The following is a 19,203-nucleotide window of genomic DNA, read 5'->3' as shown; positions in this document are numbered from 1 at the left end:
AGGAGGAATTACAAATGCAAATGTTATTGAAACGTTTTAAGAAGGAAGAGAAAGGTTTTACGCTAATCGAGCTCTTGGCAGTAATCGTTATTTTGGCTGTTATCGCGGTAATCGCGGTTCCTTTGATTGGGAATATTATTAGTAAAAGTAAAACAGATTCCAATTTAGCAACTGCCCGCCAAATTTATGACGCTGCACGGTTACATGCAACATCTACTAATGGAACAATAGGAAATATAACATTAGAAGAGCTTCAAACAGCAAAATATTTAGAAAGTCCAATATATTTGCCTAGCACTAAAGAGGCTCTAAACCCTAAAGGAACTAAGATTGATGTGAGTAAAGAAACTGGGGAGTACTTAGTACTGGCTACTGGAGCTGATGCGACACCAGTTGTTGTAGAAAAATATACAAAAGCTGAATTAATGTCAAAGTAAGAAGCTTTATAGTCGGTGATTCGAAAGATGGGATGATCCACTTTCGAATCACTTATTTTGATAAAGAAAGTGGCCTTATAAAATGAACTTATTATTTTCCACCTACCTTTTCATCCTCGGCCTCATCTTTGGCTCTTTCTTTAATGTAGTAGGACTTCGAGTCCCAATGAAACAATCCATTGTAAATCCGCCTTCGCAGTGCCCGAATTGCGGGAACCGCTTGAAAGCTAGAGATCTTATTCCGGTATTAAGCTGGCTGTTTGCCAGAGCGAAATGCAGACAATGCAGTGTTCGGATATCTGTTGTTTATCCGCTAGGAGAGCTAGCGACAGGTCTTTTGTTTTTATGGATATACCTAACTTTTGGAATTTCGTGGGAAATGGTAATTGGTTTATTGCTCGTCAGTATGGGAGTAATCATCACCGTTTCTGATTTGAAATATATGCTTATTCCGAACCGAATTTTACTTGCTTTTGCGCCGCTGTTTATCATCCTTCGTCTTATTTATCCGCTGGACTCCTTTTGGATTCATGTGTGGGGAGCTCTGCTTGGCGGGGGTGTTCTGCTACTGGTCGTAATTGTGACTCGCGGCGGGATGGGAATGGGCGATGTGAAGCTGATTATGATGCTCGGTTGGATTATTGGATTTAAAAATTTAATTCCAGCTTTTATGATTGCTTGTTTAGCAGGAACTCTCGTAGGTGGGGCTCTCTTGCTGCTGCGTATCGTGCAGAGAAAACAGCCTATACCTTTTGGCCCTTTTCTTGTGTTTGGCGCATTATTAGCCTTTGCCTATAGCGAGGATTGGATTTCGTTTTACTTATCGATATTTGAGTAGCAGGATGTGATGATTAATGATTACGGGATTGAACCGAATAGGTTTGACAATCGATCATACAGGTGTTCGATATGTGAAAGCGAAGAAGAAAAAGGGCTGGGAAATCGAAAAAAGCGGCTTTTTGCCTTTTGCAGCAGGATTGATAGTAGAGGATCAATTTACAGCGGTTGAGGAGCTTCGTAATCAGCTTAAGCACTGGGTAAAAGCTGAAAAGTTAACAGGGGCATTTGTTACTGTATCGATACCGACTTCTCAAGTAATTATTCGTAAGCTTATTATTGAATCGTCAAATGCAAAGGAATTAAAGCAGCTGATCGAGCTTGAAATCGAAACAGCCCTTCATTTGCCATTTGAAAAACCAGTATACGACTATGTGATCATATCTTCAGCAAATGATAGAAGTGAAGTGCTCGTTTATGTGTCGCCGCTCAAATGGATTCAGCAGTGCGTGGCACTATTAGAGAGTGCGGGTCTAAAGGTAAAGTATGCTGAATTAGCTTCTACTGCTCTAGCACGGGCTATTAAAGAGAAAAATGATACAAAGCTTGAGAGCACGATGCTGATTAATTTGGATGATTCGAATATTGAAATTTATATGTTCCATAATAGCCAGCCCGTATTTATGCGAGTCATGAATGAATATGAGCAGCTAGCGATCAAAGAGACGGGACTTGCTCCGGAATTAATAGCTAGCATCAATGCGGAAATTTCGAGACTATTAAACTTTTATCAATATAGTATTCACGAGGGCCAATCGAAAATAACCCATACTCTTGTAACAGGCAATGTAATAGGAAAAGAGCAGCTCGTTAGTGAGTTCAGCTTGCTGCAGCCTGACATGCTGGTGGAAAGCCAAAGCTTTGCTTCCTCATCTCCTCAGATGAAAGGCAATGAAGCGGACGAATACCGCATGGCTTTTGGACTTGCGATTAGAGAAAACAAAGATAAGGCTATAAATCTTCTTCCAGAGAGAATCATTAACAAGAAGCAATTTTCTGCTCAGCTTGTCGTTGCAGGTGTCCTATGGTTTGCATGCCTAATCGTTATTGTGTCCTTGTATGCAGGGGCTAGCTCAAGTTTGCAAAAGCAAACGAAAGCAGCTGACGCTCTGACGCAAAGCAATGCTCTATTAGAACAAGAGCTCGCTAATCTAAATAAGCAAAGTCAGCTCGATGTTGATCCAGAGTCAGTTATTAAGAGCATTCGAGAGCATAGACAAGATGCCGTTGTTGTCCTTGATCAATTGCAAGACCATTTGCCAGCGCTCGCTGCTATTCAAACGATGGAGTACAGCAAGCCGGGCTCCATAGCGCTTATCGTGAAATTTGTTGATATGAAGGATGTTGCTGATTATTTAAATGTTTTAAGAACGCTGCCTTTTTCAGGCGGAGCGCTGCTTCAAGGCTTTACAGGGACAGAAACACAGCAAATCGCCCACTTCGAGATGAAATGGAAGGGTCAACTGGAAAGCGAAACACAAGAAACTACGGGAACGACAGAAGAAGGAGGAGTTGCTGCTAATGGATAACAACAAAAACCATTCGCTCATCATCCTCGCGATCATGCTGATGTTTCTCATTTTGCTAGTAAGCTATGTGACGATGCTTCAACCGGCTTATAAGAAGCTTGGGGACAAAAAAGATCAGGTTGCTCAGCTGCAAAAAACGACCGAGCTGCTGACCAAAGCACTTAGCAACAAAAAGGAAAAAGGGAAATTGCCCGAGCAAGAGATTCAAGCAACTTTGCCGCTTTGGGACAATACGGAGCAAATGATTATCAGTTTGAAGGAGATCGGACTGAGTACACAAACAAAGCTGAGCAGTGTTTCATTTAGTGTATCGGAAACGAACCAATTGAACACTTTAATTGGAAGTAAAGAACCGATGTATCCAAGTGTAAAAGAGTTGAAGACGCAGTTAGTCATACAAGGCAGTTATGAACAGATACGGAGCTGGCTTGTTGAGGTTCAGAAGCTGCCACGTTTGGTCATCGTTGATAATATCCGATATTCAATGGCGATTAGYGGATCCATTTCTGCGGAAATTTCAATTACAGCCTTTTTTGATCCCTCGTATGCGTTTATGCTTGATAATCCGATTTTGCCAAAAGCAGCTGAATAATGCTGCTGCTAATCACGAATAAATAAAAGCGCGAGTACGATTTGGTGTTGATTTCCAAGTCTCTCGTGCTTTTTTTATTTGAACATTCATACATCCTTCATGCAACCTGCTGCTGATTGTCATACTATTGTCATAGGAAGTGGAGTGTCGGCGGTTGTTAGGTTTGCGGAAAAAGGGCATAATGGAAGCATAGGAAAATACATAGAAATGGGGAACGGGAATGTCTTATAACGACCGTTTCATACGGGCTTGCCGGAAGGAACAAGTAGATCAATTACCTGTATGGTACATGCGACAAGCGGGACGATATGATCCTGAGTATCGCAAAATAAAAGAGAAGTATTCTTTGCTTGAAATATGCAAACAGTCGGAGCTTGCGGCTGAAGTAACGATGATGCCGGTTCGTAAGCTGGGCGTCGATGCAGCTATTTTGTATTCTGATATTATGAATCCAGTAGCATCTATCGGAATTGATTTTGATATCGTAGCTAATATTGGGCCCGTAATTGCGAACCCGATTCGTTCGGCTGCTGATGTTGAGCGCTTGAAGCCGATTGATGTGGAAGGCGATCTAGGCCATGTCATCGAGACGATTCGGATACTAGACCGTGAGCTGGAAGTGCCGTTAATTACGTTCGCTGGTGCGCCATTCACCATTGCCAGCTATTTAATTGAAGGAAGACCATCCAAAAACTATTTGCGTACGAAAGAAATGATGTACAGCGAGCCGGAGCTATGGCATGAATTGATGCGTAAGCTTGGCGACATGGTCATCACTTATTTGCGCGCGCATATCGCGGCAGGCGGTAAAGCCTTTCAATTGTTCGACAGCTGGGTAGGCGCTTTGACGCCAGCGGATTTCCGGAAATTCGTCTTGCCGACGATTGAGCGTATTTTTGCAGAATTGTCAGACTTGCCGCAGCCGAAAATTTACTTCCCAGGCGTAAGCTCAGGAGAGCTGCTTCCGGAACTATTAAATGTCAAAACAGATGTCATCGGTCTCGACTGGCGGGTTTCGATTGCAGAAGGCCGTCGGAGACTGGATCATGGCTTTGCCGTGCAAGGCAATCTAGATCCTACAATTCTGACTGCGCCAATTAGCGTGATTGAGTCGTATGCGAAAGAGATCATTGATAGCGGAATAGAGGAGCCAGGATTTATTTTCAACCTTGGTCATGGTTTGTTCCCTGAAGCATCACTTGAGAAGCTGGCTCAGTTAACTGCATTCGTACAATCGTATTCTAAAAAGGCAATCGCTGCACGCAGCCATAAGGAGACTAGTCATGTCTGAGCATAAAGCGAAACAAATAGGCGTACTTGTAATGTCCTACGGAACGCCGGAATCGATGGATGATGTTGAAACGTATTACACGCATATTCGCCGCGGCAATGCACCAACGCCTGAGCTGCTTGCTGAGCTTAAAGGTCGTTATGAAGCGATTGTTGGCGGGGTTTTCCCACTGCGTGAAAATACGAACGGTCAGGTTGCCGGCTTGCAGGACAAACTAGAGCAGCTGGCTCCTAACAAATTCACATGCTACCAGGGCTTGAAGCACGCAAAACCGTATATTGAAGACGGTGTTGAGCAAATGGCGAAGGACGGCATCACACAAGCGGTAGGAATCGTGCTTGCGCCACATTTTTCAACGATGAGCGTGGGCAGTTATATTAAGCGTGCGGAAGAAAAGGCGAAAGAGCTAGGTATCGCGATGACTTTCGTAAAGCAATACCATATGCATCCGAAATTGCTTGAGGCGCTTACGGATCGCGTTGTAGCTGGATTAGAACGCTTGGATGCTGCTACAGATGGTGAAGAGCGTGTGAAGGTGCTTTTTAGCGCGCATAGCTTGCCTGAAAAAATTCGTGAGCTTGGTGATCCTTATGAGCAGCAGCTGCTTGAAACATCCGCAGCGGTTGCGAAAGCAGCTAACGTGAAGGATTGGCAGTTTACTTGGCAAAGCGCAGGACGAACAAGAGATCCTTGGCTTGGCCCTGATATTTTGGAAACATTGCCAGTGCTCGCTGAAGAGGGCGTAAAAGCGGTACTTGTTGCACCAGTCGGTTTCGTATCAGATCATTTGGAAGTGTTGTACGATCTTGATATTGAAGCACAAGCTGCTGCGAAAGAGCTGAATATGACTTTGGATAGAATTGCGATGCTGAATCGTGATCCTTTATATATGGAAACATTGGCAGAATCGGTCATCGAGGCTTTGGACAGCCAAGGGAAGGAATGAATGAGATGCGGAGAATCGGAAAACCTGATCGAATTGTCATTATTGGCGGAGGGATCAGCGGACTGAGCTCCGCTTTTTATTTGCAGCGGGAAGCGGAGCGGCAAGGCAGGGAGCTGGAGATAACCATCGTAGATGGGGCTCCTGCCTTAGGCGGAAAAATTAATACGCTGCAGCGTGACGGGTTCGTCATCGAGAAAGGGCCGGATTCTTTTTTGGCTCGCAAGCTTGCCATCATTGATTTGGCGGAGGAGCTTGGCATAGCGGACGAGCTTACGACAACGAATCCAGGAGCGAAAAAAACATATATTTTGCATCAAAGAAAGCTGTTTCCGATGCCTGCGGGACTCGTGCTTGGGGTACCGACTGAAATTGGGCCGTTCGTGAAAACAGGCTTATTGTCATGGGGCGGCAAGCTGCGGGCGCTGATGGATTTGGTGCTTCCTGTTCGCAAGGAGCAAAGCGATGAGTCGCTTGGCGGTTTTTTGGAACGGCGAGTGGGCAATCAAGTGATGCGGCGCATCGCAGAGCCGCTGCTTGCAGGTATTTATGCAGGTGATCTGAAAAAGTTAAGTCTGCAAGCTACGTTTCCGCAGTTTGCCGCGTCAGAGCGCAAGCATGGCAGCCTTATTCGCGGCATGCAGCATAACCGTAAAGTGAGTGCTGCTGCAGGAGCGCTTCCAGCCGTCGCAAAGGGTGGAACTTTTTTGACGTTCAAGGGTGGTTTGTCTTCGCTAGTTAACGCACTAGATAAAGCTTTGAGCAAAGTGCAGCGACGACTCAGTACAAAGGTTGTGGAAATTAAACGATGTGCGGATCTAGCATTAAGCAGCGATCAAGCTGTTTCGAATGCGTCAGAGGGAGCTCGTTATGAGGTTGTCCTTGATAGCGGCGAGACGCTGTGGGCGGATCAAATCGTGATGACGGCACCTGCATATAACGCGGCAGAGCTGCTTGCGCCTTTGACAGAAGTTAATGAGCTGCGCGCTATTAATTATGTATCGGTAGCGAACGTCGTACTGGCATTTGATAAAGCGACGTTTGGGCTCGATTTTGACGGATCGGGATTTGTAGTGCCTCGCTCAGAAGGATTGCAAATTACTGCTTGCACATGGACATCAAATAAATGGCTGCATTCGAGTCCGAATGACAAGGTGCTGCTACGCTGCTATGTCGGACGGTCGGGTGATGAAGAAAGCGTTAGGCTTCCGGATGCTGAGCTTATTAAGGCTGTGCGGCGAGATATTGAAGAAACAATGGGCATAAAAGCAGAGCCTTTGTTTGTTGAAATTACGAGGTTGCCGCGCTCCATGCCGCAATATCCGGTGGGTCATGTTGAGAATATGAAACAGCTGCGAGAACGCTTCGAAAAGGAGCTGCCARGAGTTTGGATTACAGGTGCAGCGTTCGATGGAGTAGGTCTTCCGGACTGCATAAGACAGGGCAAGGAAGCTGCTCAAGAACTATTAAAGTAAGCTCGTAATAATAGTTCTCCCCGCGAAGGTGGATCATTGCTATAATGGAAGAGTCTAGCTATTCATAGACTTTGATTCTATTAAAGAGGAGCCATCTTCCATGCACATATCACGTTCTGAAACGCATCAGCAGGATAGGTCTAAACGTAAAAAGAGGCTTCGAAGACTCATTTTCGTTAATTTGTCGCTGCTAGGCATCATTATAATCGTATTAGGTGCCTGGCTTGCGGCTGAAAATTCAGATAAGCTAAAAGGTTTGTTAAGCTTCGCAGGTGATTGGAATAAAGGACAAAATCAAACGGTTAACACAGGTGATAAAGGGTCAGAAAACGAGCCGGATTTAACAGAAGACGTCGATTTGTCTGGAAATGACACAGAATCCAATCTACCGAATGAAGAGGAAGATACTTCTGCTATAACGGATCCTAACGGAGCCGGCAGCGAGGAAGAGAGAGTCAGCCTTTCCTTTGTAGGGGATTTACTCGTTGCTGATTATGTGAGCGCCATCACTGCCCGTGAAGGCTATGAGTATCTCTATCAACCTGCCATGCTTTACTTAAGCGAACCGGATCTGACGGCTGGCAATTTGGAATTTCCAGTAACGAAGCGTGGTACTCCGGTAACCGGAACGCCATATGTGTTTAAAGGTTCGCCTGATGTTCTTCCATCGATACGTAATGCAGGCTTTGATGTTTTGAGCTTAGCCAACAACCATGCGCTTGACCAAGGCGTTGAAGGTATGCTCGACACGATGAAATATTTGGATGAAGCAGGCCTATCGCATATGGGGGCGGGCAATAATGATACCGAGGCGTTCACTCCGGTGATCAAAGAGGTTCGGGGCATTAAGGTAGCTTACATCGGACTGAGCAAAGTGGTTCCGTTTTCTTCATGGAAAGCGGATAAAAATACAGCAGGATTAGCTGAAACCTATGATACTCGGCGTGCGACGGAAGCGATTGCGAAAGCAAAGAAAGAAGCAGATATCGTTGTCGTGATGGTGCACTGGGGCAAGGAACGAGTGGATCAGCCCGAGCCGTATCAAAAGGATTTTGGCAAACAATATATCGATGCGGGAGCAGATCTGGTGATCGGAAGCCACCCGCATGTGCTGCAAGGCTTCGAAATGTATAAAGGAAAATGGATTGCATACAGTTTAGGAAACTTTATTTTTAGCTCATATCCCAAGGAGACAGCGGGCGAGACCGGTGTTCTTGACGCTTTATGCACTAAAAACGGGGATTGTGAGATGACGTTTCATCCGATGTTTACAGTTAATGCGCAGCCTACTCCATTAGAGGGAGAAAAAGCAAAAGCGTTACTCGATCGGCTAACATCGGTCTCCTTTGGCGTAAAGCTGAATGAGGATGGACGCATTGCACCTGAACAATGAGCCGAGTGAGAGGATGATCGTTTAATGAAAAATCCGTGCGTAGCGCACCGAGGCTGGTCTAGCCGCGCGCCGGAAAATACGATGGCAGCTATACGGTTGGCGCTCGCTGATCCACTAATTGAATGGATTGAAATTGATGTTCATCTTTCAAAGGATCATGTACCGATGGTTATTCATGATTACACGCTGCGCAGAACGACAGATGGAAAAGGCGATGTGAAAAAAAAGACGGCTGACGAGCTTGCAGCACTGGATGCGGGCAATTGGTTTTCACAAAAGTATCAAGGCGAGCATATTCCGACCCTTGCTCAGGTGCTTAAAGAATCAGTCGGACACTGCAAGCTTAACATCGAGCTGAAGACGGACGGCATCCGTTATCCGTTGATCGAGCAGAAGGTGCTTGAATGTATACAGGCATATCAAGCGGAAAGTGAAGTAGTCATCACGTCCTTTCATGAAGGTACATTATACCGAATGAAGCGCCTATGCAGCCAAATTCGTACCGGTATTATTATTGACGGCTGGCGGAATTCGCTGCCTAAAGAGCTAAAAGAGCTTGGAGCAGATTTTTTGTCGATCAGCTATTCCAAGCTAAACAAGGAACGAGTCGAACTATTGAAAAATGCAGGCATTCAAATTATGGCCTGGACGATCAATGAGAAACGTGCGATCCGTAAAATTGCTGCACTTGATCCGGAATTATTAATATGTACAAATTACCCGGAACGCTGGCATGAGCTGCGGGCTGAAAGCATGGAATTAGAAGTAGTAAATAGAAAAAAATGATTAAAAATAATAAATAGAGTGCAAGGGATAAGATAGCAAGCATGTATGGGTTGTGTATAAGCAGGAGGTTGCTCGCTAGATGGTAGGATGGATAGATGAATGGTGGTTGCGTCTGATTATCGGCTTAGTGGGCAGTTGCTTTATTGCAGCAGCAGCCTATCATGTGAAATCATTGTCCGCTTCAGGCGCGTGCTCGGCGATCATAATGGGAACCGGCTTCGTAACACTAGGTGAACCGGTCTGGTTTGGGTTATTGATCGGTTTTTTTGTTTCATCAAGTGTATGGTCGAAGTGGAAGAGAAAACATAGAGCGAAGGAAGCTGCCGAAGCCAAATATGCGAAGACTGGCCGCCGTGATGCAGGGCAAGTATGGGCAAATGGCGGCGTAGGACTCCTATTATGCGCCGCTCATGCAATCTGGCCTGATGAGGGGTGGCTGTTCGCTTACATAGGCGTGATGGCTGCTGTAAACGCGGATACATGGGCCACGGAGATCGGGGCCTTAAGTAAGACGGCGCCGCGATCGGTGACGAGCGGCAAGCCGGTCACGCCTGGAACGAGCGGCGGTGTCACGCCGCTCGGCAGCGCAGCAGCGCTCGCAGGCGCCGTGTTCATCGGCGCCGTTGCCGCGCTGCTGCTTGCGGCCCCGCAGCCAGCAGAGGCTGCTGCGGGTACGCTTGGCGGCTCGGCGGCGGTATATATCGCCGCCGCAGCCGCCGCTGGCCTGGCCGGGGCGTTCGCCGACTCTTTGCTCGGCGCAACCGGCCAGGCCATGTATCGCTGCCGGGTATGCGGCAGCGAGATCGAGCGCGCCGCGCATTGCGGCAGTGCGGCGGAGCAAGTGCGCGGCTTCGCCTGGCTGAACAACGACAGAGTGAACCTTATGTCGTCGTTATTCGCAGGCGTGCTAGCATGGGGGATCGGTCAAGTTTTTCTGTGACCGATGCGAGTAGTTATTGTGAAAAGACTGATCAGGATGAAGAAATTCTCCTGATCAGTCTTTTTTTCAATCTACACGATGATCAACCCTATCAATAACCACAAAAAAAGGTAATCTATGTTATTGTTATCCTATATCTATCTCGTTAAAATTTACATAAATATGTAAATGAAAAGACTTCCAATACACAAGGAGGGACTCTTATGAACGATAGTTTTAATCGAGAGTGGTTAACCAATAAATTTGAAGAAATCAGAAAAAGAATGCTGAAGGCGATCGAACAGCTTGATGATGACCAGTTGAATTGGCAGCCTGATCCATCAAGTCACAGCATATCGATGTTGATCAATCACATAGATGGCAATATTGAAGAGAGAATCGTAAAAGGTATTTTACGTGTAGATATTAAGAGAAGCCGTGACGATGAGTTCAAAGCTGAATATGTAAAGAAGGCAGCCTTGCAAACGATCATTCAGGATAGGCTGCAGCTGGTCATCGATACGATTCAGACGATTTCGGATGAAGCGTTGGGACAAACCCAAACAGTGAGGAACCGGGAAAGAACGAACTTGGATATGCTGCATCAATGTGCTGCCCATTATTCTGAACATATGGGACAACTATTCTATATTGCAAAACTATGTTTGAAAGAGGAATACACATCCACATCAGTGGTTCGCCCAAAGTCATACGAATAGATTTCAGAACCAAAAGATTCCTTGCCATTGCTAAGGAATCTTTTGGTGTTATCCGAGCTCTACAAAATACCTGCTTAACGCAAAATATATCCGCCATCAGGGAAAAGGGTGCTTCCAGTTGTATACGCATTAGTCATTAAATAAATCGTAGTATGGGCTGCATCGTCTGCTTGACCGATTTTGCCTAACAGATTGATTTTTGCATAGGCATCATAAGACTGGTCTCTGACTTCCTGTTCTGCACCTTCCCAGTTGAAATTCGTATGGATGGTGCCGGGAGATATAACGTTGACACGTATGGGAGCAAGTTCAACCGCCAGCGCTTTGCCAAGACTTTCGATAGCCCCGTTGCAGGCAGCATAGGAAGCGCCGCCCTCAAGCGGCCGTTGGCCAAAAGCACCGGACATGAGCACGATTGAGCCATTCGAGTTAATAAATGGAGCAGCGTATTTCACCGCATTGTACTGCGGCCAAAATTTTGAATTAAAGCAGCTGTGTGCAACCTCAGCACTTGATGTAATTGGACCTCGAACGTAGGAGGCACCCGGTGTAAATAAATGGTCGAAATGACCGATCTGCTCGAAAAAAGACTGAAGCGCCAGTTCATTCTTGTTATCTAATGCATAGGCTTCAACATGCTCATGACCTAAGTACTGCCGTGCTGCATCCAACCTTTCTTTGGACCGGCCGGCAATGACAACTTGAGCCCCTTGCTCTATTGCTTGTTTTGCAGTCGCTAAGCCAATTCCTGAGCTTCCTCCGATAATGACGATCCGTTTATTTTTTAATGAAAAATTAGACATGATCATATTCTCCTTTTGCAGTCAAATCACTTCTAATGTTTATTATTCATGACAAAAACAAGACTGCCAAGTACGCACTTTGTTCGTACTTAGTACGAAAAATCGTACTAATCATAAAAATATATAATGACTGGGACTAACGTGCGCATGCAAATAACATGAGGTATGATGATAGTGGAGGTGATACGATGATTACGGATTTGAAGGAACCGAGGCTAAAAGGTGTACTTACCACCCTTCATATGATTGGCGGGAAATGGAAGCCGCTTATATTGTTTATTTTATTAATTGACGGGACCAAACGATTTGGTGAACTAAGACGGCTTATTCCTGAAGTCTCGCAAGGCACGCTTGCGAAGCAGCTTCGCGAGCTCGAAGAGGATGAGCTCATTACCCGTGTTATCTATCAAGAAGTGCCTCCGAGGGTGGAGTACAGCATTTCTGAACACGGAAGAACACTGACCTCGGTGCTTGACAGCATGTGCGGCTGGGGTAGGGAACATTTGGCTTATGTTAGTACGAAGGAAATGAAATAATCAATCCAGCTCCTTAAAAATAAACAGCAAAGAGACCGTCAAGCAGGCTTGACGGTCTCTTTACGTATTTCGGTTATTTCGTCAATTGCTCCATTTGACCAATAAGCTCTTCAAAGACGCTCATTGCTTGCTCAATTGGCTCAGGTGAAGACATATCCACGCCGGCTTTTTTCAAGATATTAATCGAGAAGTCTTTGCCGCCGCTTTTGAGGAAGCCAAGATAACGCTCAACCGCAGGCTCGCCTTCCTCCAATATTTGTTTGGAGAAGCTGGTTGCAGCTGAGAAGCCCGTTGCGTATTTGTACACATAGAAGCTGTTATAGAAATGGGGGATACGAGCCCATTCCATTTCAATGTCTTTATCTACGACCAAGCCTGAGCCGTAGTACTGAACGTTAAGATCATAATAGATTTTGCTAAGGTCTTGCGGCGTTAACGAATCGCCTTGCTCCGTGCGCTCATGGATGATTTTCTCGAACTCTGCAAACATCGTTTGACGGAATACGGTTGTGCGGAACTGATCCGCATAATAAGTGAGCAAATACATTTTTTCTTTTGGATCAGTTGATTTGTTAAGGAGATAATCCATCAACAAAGCTTCGTTTAATGTTGAAGCAACCTCAGCAAGGAAAATCGTATATTGTGCGTCGCGGTAGTTCTGATTTGTATCCGAATAATGGGAATGCAGAGCATGACCCATTTCGTGCGTCAATGTGAACATGCTGTTCAAGTTGTCATTATGATTGAGCAATACATACGGATGCGTGCCGAAAGCGCCCCAGCTATAAGCACCGCTGCGTTTGCCTTCATTCTCGTACACATCAATCCAGCCATTATCGAAGCCCTCTTGCAGCACCTTCAAATAATCTTCTCCCAGTGGCTTCAAGCTTTCTTTTACTGTTTTTTTGGCTTCCTCATACGTAATGTCCATTTTGAACTCGTCAACGAGCGGTGCGAACAAGTCGTACATATGCAGCTCATCCAAACCGAGCAGCTTTTTGCGAAGCTCCATATAACGATGCATCAACGGCAGATGCTTATGAATGGTGTTGATGAGGTTTGTATATACTTCCTGCGGAATGTTGTCACCATAAAGGGACATATCCAGCACGGAGTCATATTTGCGAGCTTTTGCATAAAAGCTGTTTTTTGTAACGTTAGCCGTCAATGTTGTAGCAAGTGTATTTTTTAACTTGCCGTATGTTTCGTACACTGCTTTAAATGCCTCGCGGCGTACGTCTTGGTTTTTGCTCTCAAGGAACTGTATGTAACTGCCGTGTGTCAGCTCAACCAATTCGCCTTTTTCGTTTTTCACTTTTGGGAATTTGAGGTCTGCATTGTTCAGCATGCTGAAGATTGTACCGGGAGCGGAGCTCATATTGCCTACTTGTGCAAGCAGCGCTTCCTCGTCTTTTGATAAAATATGAGCTTTCTGGCGACGCATTTCTTCGAGTGTATGGCGGAATTTGGCAACGGAATCGTTCGTTATCAATTGCTCCAGCTGCTCATCGGATAGACTGAGAACCTCAGGTGTGATGAATGATAATGCTTCGCCGGATTCCACACTTAGTTTTTTGGATTTCTCGGAAAGAGCCTGATAAGTAGGTTCTGCCGTATCCTCATGATGCTTCATATTTGCATATACATAAAGCCGTTCAACATGCAGTGACAATTCATCTTCAAGCTCGAAGCAAGCTTTAAGCTGCGCGACATCGGCTAATTTGCCTTGGTATTCGGATATTTTTTTGATTAATCCTTTTGCTTCTGCATATTCCTTGTCCCATGCCGCTTGGCTTGCAAAAATATCCTCTAGCTTCCAGCGRGTCTCAGGTGCCGATTCTGAACGTTTAGGTACGTGATTCATCGAATTCCTCCTTGGTATGGATAAGGTTGGTAAAGCATGCTCTGCATGTGCCGCGGTCTCATTTGTAGCGGTAGCACCTGGCACGAGGCTTAAAATAAGCAGCAGGGGAAGCCATTTCATCCAGTTATCACCTCAGGACACAGTTTGTTTCTACTATGTCCGTACGGGATAACGAATATTCAGCTGCCTGCCGGCTAAGCTGTACCCATTGTGAAAAAAGCATATACGATCAGAAAAAACGCAAATGCAATAAATCCAATGGATACAAGTGCAAGACCTCTGCGTATGCCAGGAGGCAAGGTATCTCGTTTCATGATAACGATGGCTCCTAGCGCGAAGGCTGCAATAATGAAAATAACTGAAGCGGTAGCATCCATTTGAAGGTAAGTCCTCCTGATTGTAAGCTGGCCTCAAAAGGCAGCATTCTAATTTTACCTATGCACAAATGCGTAACGATATGTTCGCCGCGCTGTGTGAAATATCCTGCTGATTGGTTAGAAATAGACTGCTTATACTTCCTTTAGCGCACTCATAATGGATGCTAGTTCATCTTCGCGTCCAACAAAGTCGGCTGCGCGAAACCGATTCTGTGCCCAGTGAAGCATCTCAGGGCGGCTAATAAAAGTATGTGTGTCCTCGCCCCATTGATCAGAAATTTCCCGAACAATAAGTGTTTTGCCTTGAACTTCAACCGTCAACATATTGTATTTGTCGGTCTTGTAAATTTCGTGTTTCTTAAACATGCGTAAATTCCACCCTTATAGTAGTTAATTATGGTATTCTTATCATCATAGCCATTATGGCGGCGGTAATCAATACGACGCTGCAAGAAGAAGCTATAGCTGTAACGAGAAAAGTTGAGATGAGACGAGCAGAGGAGAGTGCAAGAATGAGTAAACAGGGCTATGAGCAAATGGGAGTCGCTATGACTTGCAGAAGCTACGAAGAGTATTTAAGGATGTTTGATTTACAGCAGGAGGATCTTGCTAGAGGGGAAATTCTTGATGTTGCAGCCGGGGGTTCGTCATTTACTGCAGAAGTAAATGAGAGAGGTTTTTCAGCAACTGCTGTTGATCCGCGCTACGGGGCAGGAATTGAGCAATGGATCTCTGAGGCAGCTGAGGAAATCGAAACATCAACGGCGAAGATTGCAAAAATTCAGGAGCATTTTGACTGGAGCTATTACGGGTCGGTTGAGAATCATCGAGCTGGACGCGAAGCATCCATTGAACGATTTAAAGCCGATGTATTAAGAAACGAGAATAAACAAATCTATATAGATGGCAAGCTTCCAGAGCTGCCCTTCAAGGAGAATCGCTTTTCACTCATTTTGTGCAGCCATTTTATGTTTTTGTATGCGAATCAATTTGGTCATGAATTTCATTCGCAGGCTGTTCTGGAACTGATGCGTATTTGTAAGCCAGGCGGTCAAATTCGAATTTATCCGCTTATATCGCTTAACTGGGAACCTTATTCGGAACTAGATAACCTGATTGCGATGATAGCTGCTAACGGAGGGCGCACAGAGCTTGGAGAATCCAACCTTCCGTTTATCCCTGGATCTAGTCAATATTTGAAAATTTTACTTTAATTGCTTTTTTGAAATGGGATAGCTATAATAATTTTACTCGCACGTTCAAATAAAACGGCGGTCATATTTAGGAGGTTGTTCAATTGAAAGGAACAGTTAAATGGTTTAATGCAGAGAAAGGCTACGGCTTTATCCAAACAGAGGGCGGAGAAGACGTATTCGTGCATTTCTCAGCGATTCAAAGCGATGGCTTCAAATCTTTAGATGAAGGGCAAGCGGTTGAATTCGACATTACTGAAGGTAACCGCGGTGCTCAAGCGGCCAACGTCATTAAACTATAAGAAAATGTGCGAATGGAGAGGGCTCCCTGGAAGCGGGGAGCCCTTTTTTAATATGAACATATTACCATTATTAGTATTTTTAAATTTTATTGTCAGCCTTTTATAAATAATCAAAGCATTTTTTATATATTTTGAAGCTGGACTATTAAACCATCATTAGGATACGAATTTCTAAGCCATAATCAGATCAATAGATAACGTGAAATAACCGCCGTTTGCGCTTGCTTTCATTGACCAAGACCTATTTGCAATGATAAACTGTTGCTTGGAAACTTTGTCAGGGGAGCGAGCATAATGAAATTTAAATTGTTCAAAGACCGTAAAGGAAAGGCCGATCAGGCTAAAAATAACAAGTTCGTCAAGCTTGGACGTGAAATTTATGTACAAGCCCGCAGAGGCGGACCAAACCCAGATTCGAACTTTGGTTTGAAAACAGCGATTGCCAACGCAAGAGCGGAGCAAATGCCAAACGATAATATCGAGCGTGCGATCAAGAAAGCAGCTGGTGCAGGCGATGGCGTCGAGTACGATGATATTATGTATGAGGGTTATGGCCCAGGCGGCGTAGCTATTATGGTTAAATGCTTGACGGATAATCGGAATCGTACAGCAGCTGACGTTCGTTCTGCGTTTAATAAACGTGGCGGCAATATGGGTGAGAGCGGCTGTGTAGGTTATATGTTCGACCATAAAGGATTGCTTGTTGTCGATCGTGAAGCGCATGAGACAGATGAGGATACGATGATGATGGTTTYGCTTGAAGCCGGAGCTGAGGACGTTATTGTCAATGACGAAAGCTTTGAGATTTTGACACATCCGCATGAGTTCGAGCAGGTGAAAAATGCGCTTGAGAAGGAAGGCTACTCCTTCGTAAATGCTGGCGTGCGCTGGCTTCCGCAAACGATTGTTAAAGTCGATGGCGAAAATGCGGAGAAGCTGCTTAAGATGATGGATGCTTTTGAAGATAACGACGATGTGCAGGATGTATACTCCAATTTTGAAATTGTAGAATAGTATCTGCTTAAGCAATAAAAAAGGGCTGCTCCAAGCGTAGGTGATACGCCTTCTGGAGCAGCCTTTGTTTAACTATAAGAAATGATTTCATTTGTGACACGGAAGGCATATTGCTTGGTTGAACTAGAGCTGGTTATCGGTTCGTTCGACTGAAAAAGTATCTTGTAAGGAAGGCAGCCGCTGCAACCAGTGCTAAGGCAGCTCCCATACGGAAGAAGGTCTCGCGTCCGAAATGCTCATAAATATAACCGCCGAACATGCCGCTGATCACACCGGCAAGTCCAGTCCAGACAACGGCATAAACGGCTTGGCCGGATGCGCGGAACTCGTCAGGAATAAGGTGGGACAAATAACGCAGCGCAGTTGAAAAATAAATGCCGAACGAAACGCTGTGCATGGCTTGGGTAGCAATTACCCAGCGTGGATCTTGAATATCGCTAAGCAGCCATAGTCTGACAGCATACATGATGGATGCGATCATAAGCAGCGGCAGCTCCTTAAATTTATGGCCGTATTTGCCGAGTAGAAACAAGATCGGAATCTCGCTCATCGCGGACACGAGCCATGCAAGTCCAACCAAAGAATCGCTTGCTCCCATTTGGCGCATGGTGACGGCAAGAAATCCCTCGTACATACGGTGCGGGATCGAAATGGTCAAAATAATTAAAAAGAACAATAGGACATCACGCTGGCGAATAAGCTTAAAGAATCCAGAAAAATCGATTTTCCGAGCGCTTCCTTGATAGTCTCTAATTCTCGTCGTTAAGGCGAGGGTGATGGCTATGGTACAAAGTGCTAGCGGAAGCGTCCACTGTGAGCCAATTTCTTTTAGAATAAGTCCGAACGTATAAGCCGTTACTGCAAAGCCTAGCGAGCCGAATATTCGTATTAAAGCGTATGGCGTTCCGGTGTATTGACTTGATAATAACAGCAGACTGTCACTTAATGGATTAATAGGTGTCTGAAAAAAATAAAAGCCCATCATAACAAGGCAAACAAGAGCAAAGTTTTCAATAGGGAAAAGCAATGAAATCATGACAAGCTGTCCAAATAACAGGATCATAAGAAGTTTTTTTATCGTTCTGAATTTGTCGCTGGCTATCCCAAGAAGGATATTTGCAAAGATTGATATGAATGGTCCTGTTGAGTAAATAATTCCAATTTGCTGCTCAGAGAAACCTCTATCCAAAAAGTATAACGGGATAAAGGAAACAACCATCGCAGCGGTAGAATAAGAAGAGAAGCTGTAAATTCGTAGTGAAAGTGTTTCCTTGCGTGCAGTCGAAGAGCGCTCTGCTGGCGCAATCTCAGATGTGTCCATCTTTTAAAGCTCACTCCATCTCTTTACAAAAACAATATGGTTCTCAGTATAACATGGATTAGTTATCGAACCAATGAGATTTGAAGCTGGATTATTATGAGCTGAGATGATACATTTAGAGGCGGAGGTTTACAATGGGTGCTTATCGTTTTGACTGGAATGAACGGCTTCGGATCCGTATTCCCGTGCTGGAAATGGAATGGGAGCAGTATGCAGCAGCTGTGCAGCTTGCGATCGTAGAGCAGTGGGAACTCATTCGTGGGACGATCCCCGATCGCGTGAAAGARTTTGAAGCGTTCATCAATGAAAAGCAGGCAAAGCTGTTTGAAGAAGATAGCTTTGAGCAATCCTGTATACTAAACTATGAAATTGCCGATTATGCAAGTAGGATAAACGACCTTCATATTTGGTATCGCCTAGAGCAGCAATTAGAGCCGCGCTGGCATTCATGAACGATTTTGAGGAGAGGTGCATCATGAGATTGACGACTTTGACAGGCCATCGAGTGCCCCAGAGCCCACTAAAGCTCATGCATCGCGTATATAAATATGTACTTCCCGAAGTGGCGCGAGAGCTCGAGCAACATCGCGTATTTGCACTGCGAATACCAGATGCTGAGCTGCGAACACAAGCTCTTAGCAGTATGGATAGCAAGAAGTTTCATTGCCAAGGCGGCGGAGTTTATGCAGCGGCGAACTTAGAGCACAGACATGTGCTCATACCGTTAATTGTTGCGCTGCAGACCATTAGCGACTATTTGGATAATTTATGCGATCGCAGCACCTCTCTTGATCCGAATGATTTTCGATTATTGCATCAATCGATGCTCGATGCCGTCAATCCCGAAGCTCAGCTTCAGGATTATTATGCAT

22 protein-coding genes are annotated in these 19,203 nt (G+C 45.0%); 17 read left to right on the top strand and 5 right to left on the bottom strand.

What is annotated here, in order from left to right; all coding sequences use genetic code 11:
- Positions 1–14: 14 nt before the first annotated feature.
- The 11 genes from AC1DSE_RS10195 to AC1DSE_RS10145 all read left to right on the top strand — a co-directional run bounded on the left by AC1DSE_RS10195 (position 15) and on the right by AC1DSE_RS10145 (position 10,921).
- Complete coding sequence (locus tag AC1DSE_RS10195) at positions 15–437, top strand: type II secretion system protein (protein WP_477512212.1); 423 nt, start codon at positions 15–17, stop codon at positions 435–437.
- Positions 438–519: 82 nt separating this feature from the next.
- A complete protein-coding gene (locus tag AC1DSE_RS10190; RefSeq protein ID WP_477527647.1) occupies positions 520–1,275 on the top strand; it encodes a prepilin peptidase in 756 nt (251 codons plus the stop codon).
- A 16-nt stretch (positions 1,276–1,291) separates the two neighbouring features.
- On the top strand, positions 1,292–2,803 hold the full coding sequence (pilM, locus tag AC1DSE_RS10185; RefSeq protein ID WP_477512214.1) for a pilus assembly protein PilM: 1,512 nt from the start codon (positions 1,292–1,294) through the stop codon (positions 2,801–2,803).
- Positions 2,796–3,395, top strand: a complete 600-nt coding sequence (locus tag AC1DSE_RS10180) for a hypothetical protein (protein WP_477512215.1) — start codon at positions 2,796–2,798, stop codon at positions 3,393–3,395. The genes pilM and AC1DSE_RS10180 overlap by 8 nt, the downstream gene beginning before the upstream one ends.
- A 220-nt stretch (positions 3,396–3,615) precedes the next feature.
- On the top strand, positions 3,616–4,686 hold the full coding sequence (gene hemE, locus AC1DSE_RS10175; RefSeq protein WP_477512216.1) for a uroporphyrinogen decarboxylase: 1,071 nt from the start codon (positions 3,616–3,618) through the stop codon (positions 4,684–4,686).
- A complete protein-coding gene (gene hemH, locus AC1DSE_RS10170) occupies positions 4,679–5,632 on the top strand; it encodes a ferrochelatase (protein ID WP_430054089.1) in 954 nt (317 codons plus the stop codon). Before hemE ends, hemH begins: the two co-directional genes overlap by 8 nt.
- A gap of 5 nt (positions 5,633–5,637) precedes the next feature.
- On the top strand, positions 5,638–7,104 hold the full coding sequence (gene hemG / locus AC1DSE_RS10165) for a protoporphyrinogen oxidase (protein WP_477527646.1): 1,467 nt from the start codon (positions 5,638–5,640) through the stop codon (positions 7,102–7,104).
- A 100-nt stretch (positions 7,105–7,204) separates the two neighbouring features.
- Positions 7,205–8,497 (top strand): CapA family protein, encoded by a 1,293-nt coding sequence (locus AC1DSE_RS10160; RefSeq protein WP_477512218.1) that lies wholly within the window; start codon positions 7,205–7,207, stop codon positions 8,495–8,497.
- Positions 8,498–8,521: 24 nt separating this feature from the next.
- The gene (locus AC1DSE_RS10155; RefSeq protein ID WP_441881016.1) at positions 8,522–9,283 is read left to right on the top strand and encodes a glycerophosphodiester phosphodiesterase; all 762 of its coding nucleotides are present in this window, start codon (positions 8,522–8,524) and stop codon (positions 9,281–9,283) included.
- A 79-nt stretch (positions 9,284–9,362) separates the two neighbouring features.
- Complete coding sequence (locus AC1DSE_RS10150) at positions 9,363–10,223, top strand: DUF92 domain-containing protein (RefSeq protein ID WP_477512219.1); 861 nt, start codon at positions 9,363–9,365, stop codon at positions 10,221–10,223.
- A 203-nt stretch (positions 10,224–10,426) separates the two neighbouring features.
- A complete protein-coding gene (locus AC1DSE_RS10145) occupies positions 10,427–10,921 on the top strand; it encodes a DinB family protein (RefSeq protein ID WP_441881018.1) in 495 nt (164 codons plus the stop codon).
- A gap of 74 nt (positions 10,922–10,995) precedes the next feature.
- On the opposite strand, the gene AC1DSE_RS10140 is transcribed toward AC1DSE_RS10145, so the two are convergent.
- On the bottom strand, positions 10,996–11,724 hold the full coding sequence (locus tag AC1DSE_RS10140) for an SDR family oxidoreductase (RefSeq protein ID WP_441881019.1): 729 nt from the start codon (positions 11,722–11,724) through the stop codon (positions 10,996–10,998).
- A 188-nt stretch (positions 11,725–11,912) separates the two neighbouring features.
- On the opposite strand from AC1DSE_RS10140, the gene AC1DSE_RS10135 reads away from it, so the two are divergent.
- On the top strand, positions 11,913–12,260 hold the full coding sequence (locus AC1DSE_RS10135; protein ID WP_477512220.1) for a winged helix-turn-helix transcriptional regulator: 348 nt from the start codon (positions 11,913–11,915) through the stop codon (positions 12,258–12,260).
- 73 nt (positions 12,261–12,333) lie between these two features.
- Here the strand turns inward: AC1DSE_RS10135 and pepF are convergent, their stop codons facing one another.
- The 3 genes from pepF to AC1DSE_RS10120 all read right to left on the bottom strand — a co-directional run bounded on the left by pepF (position 12,334) and on the right by AC1DSE_RS10120 (position 14,867).
- The gene (gene pepF / locus AC1DSE_RS10130) at positions 12,334–14,124 is read right to left on the bottom strand and encodes an oligoendopeptidase F (protein ID WP_477512232.1); all 1,791 of its coding nucleotides are present in this window, start codon (positions 14,122–14,124) and stop codon (positions 12,334–12,336) included.
- A 194-nt stretch (positions 14,125–14,318) separates the two neighbouring features.
- On the bottom strand, positions 14,319–14,501 hold the full coding sequence (locus AC1DSE_RS10125) for a hypothetical protein (RefSeq protein WP_076266818.1): 183 nt from the start codon (positions 14,499–14,501) through the stop codon (positions 14,319–14,321).
- Between the two features lie 132 nt (positions 14,502–14,633).
- Entirely contained in the window at positions 14,634–14,867 is a 234-nt protein-coding gene (locus tag AC1DSE_RS10120) for a hypothetical protein (protein WP_076266819.1), read from the bottom strand.
- Between the two features lie 146 nt (positions 14,868–15,013).
- On the opposite strand from AC1DSE_RS10120, the gene AC1DSE_RS10115 reads away from it, so the two are divergent.
- The 3 genes from AC1DSE_RS10115 (at position 15,014) to AC1DSE_RS10105 (ending at position 17,010) form a co-directional block, all read left to right on the top strand.
- Complete coding sequence (locus AC1DSE_RS10115; RefSeq protein ID WP_477512221.1) at positions 15,014–15,715, top strand: methyltransferase domain-containing protein; 702 nt, start codon at positions 15,014–15,016, stop codon at positions 15,713–15,715.
- Positions 15,716–15,798: 83 nt separating this feature from the next.
- The gene (locus tag AC1DSE_RS10110; protein WP_054024152.1) at positions 15,799–15,996 is read left to right on the top strand and encodes a cold shock domain-containing protein; all 198 of its coding nucleotides are present in this window, start codon (positions 15,799–15,801) and stop codon (positions 15,994–15,996) included.
- 294 nt (positions 15,997–16,290) lie between these two features.
- Entirely contained in the window at positions 16,291–17,010 is a 720-nt protein-coding gene (locus AC1DSE_RS10105; protein WP_477527645.1) for a YebC/PmpR family DNA-binding transcriptional regulator, read from the top strand.
- Positions 17,011–17,143: 133 nt separating this feature from the next.
- Here the strand turns inward: AC1DSE_RS10105 and AC1DSE_RS10100 are convergent, their stop codons facing one another.
- Positions 17,144–18,331, bottom strand: coding sequence for an MFS transporter (locus tag AC1DSE_RS10100; protein ID WP_083681702.1), 1,188 nt, complete (start codon positions 18,329–18,331; stop codon positions 17,144–17,146).
- Positions 18,332–18,465: 134 nt separating this feature from the next.
- On the opposite strand from AC1DSE_RS10100, the gene AC1DSE_RS10095 reads away from it, so the two are divergent.
- Positions 18,466–18,783 carry a hypothetical protein gene (locus AC1DSE_RS10095; RefSeq protein WP_076266822.1) on the top strand — a complete coding sequence of 106 codons (318 nt, stop codon included), beginning with the start codon at positions 18,466–18,468 and terminating at the stop codon, positions 18,781–18,783.
- Between the two features lie 23 nt (positions 18,784–18,806).
- Positions 18,807–19,203 (top strand): DUF2600 family protein (locus AC1DSE_RS10090; protein ID WP_477527644.1); only part of this gene is annotated, 397 nt, incomplete at its 3' end.

The organism is Paenibacillus sp. 01L418 (assembly GCF_056400045.1).
The sequence above is the reverse complement of the archived record's forward strand: the minus strand, read 5'-3'. Positions and strand labels throughout refer to the sequence as shown.

Bases quoted from the DNA above. Each gene is read 5' to 3' on its own strand.
- AC1DSE_RS10145 (WP_441881018.1), top strand. From the start codon at position 10,427: ATGAACGATAGTTTTAATCGAGAGTGGTTAACCAATAAATTTGAAGAA.
- AC1DSE_RS10190 (WP_477527647.1), top strand. From the start codon at position 520: ATGAACTTATTATTTTCCACCTACCTTTTCATCCTCGGCCTCATCTTT.
- AC1DSE_RS10135 (WP_477512220.1), top strand. From the start codon at position 11,913: ATGATTACGGATTTGAAGGAACCGAGGCTAAAAGGTGTACTTACCACC.
- AC1DSE_RS10155 (WP_441881016.1), top strand. From the start codon at position 8,522: ATGAAAAATCCGTGCGTAGCGCACCGAGGCTGGTCTAGCCGCGCGCCG.
- AC1DSE_RS10100 (WP_083681702.1), bottom strand. From the start codon at position 18,331: ATGGACACATCTGAGATTGCGCCAGCAGAGCGCTCTTCGACTGCACGC.
- AC1DSE_RS10160 (WP_477512218.1), top strand. From the start codon at position 7,205: ATGCACATATCACGTTCTGAAACGCATCAGCAGGATAGGTCTAAACGT.
- AC1DSE_RS10150 (WP_477512219.1), top strand. From the start codon at position 9,363: ATGGTAGGATGGATAGATGAATGGTGGTTGCGTCTGATTATCGGCTTA.
- AC1DSE_RS10195 (WP_477512212.1), top strand. From the start codon at position 15: ATGCAAATGTTATTGAAACGTTTTAAGAAGGAAGAGAAAGGTTTTACG.
- AC1DSE_RS10125 (WP_076266818.1), bottom strand. From the start codon at position 14,501: ATGGATGCTACCGCTTCAGTTATTTTCATTATTGCAGCCTTCGCGCTA.
- AC1DSE_RS10140 (WP_441881019.1), bottom strand. From the start codon at position 11,724: ATGTCTAATTTTTCATTAAAAAATAAACGGATCGTCATTATCGGAGGA.
- AC1DSE_RS10115 (WP_477512221.1), top strand. From the start codon at position 15,014: ATGAGTAAACAGGGCTATGAGCAAATGGGAGTCGCTATGACTTGCAGA.
- AC1DSE_RS10120 (WP_076266819.1), bottom strand. From the start codon at position 14,867: ATGTTTAAGAAACACGAAATTTACAAGACCGACAAATACAATATGTTG.
- hemE (WP_477512216.1), top strand. From the start codon at position 3,616: ATGTCTTATAACGACCGTTTCATACGGGCTTGCCGGAAGGAACAAGTA.
- pilM (WP_477512214.1), top strand. From the start codon at position 1,292: ATGATTACGGGATTGAACCGAATAGGTTTGACAATCGATCATACAGGT.
- hemH (WP_430054089.1), top strand. From the start codon at position 4,679: ATGTCTGAGCATAAAGCGAAACAAATAGGCGTACTTGTAATGTCCTAC.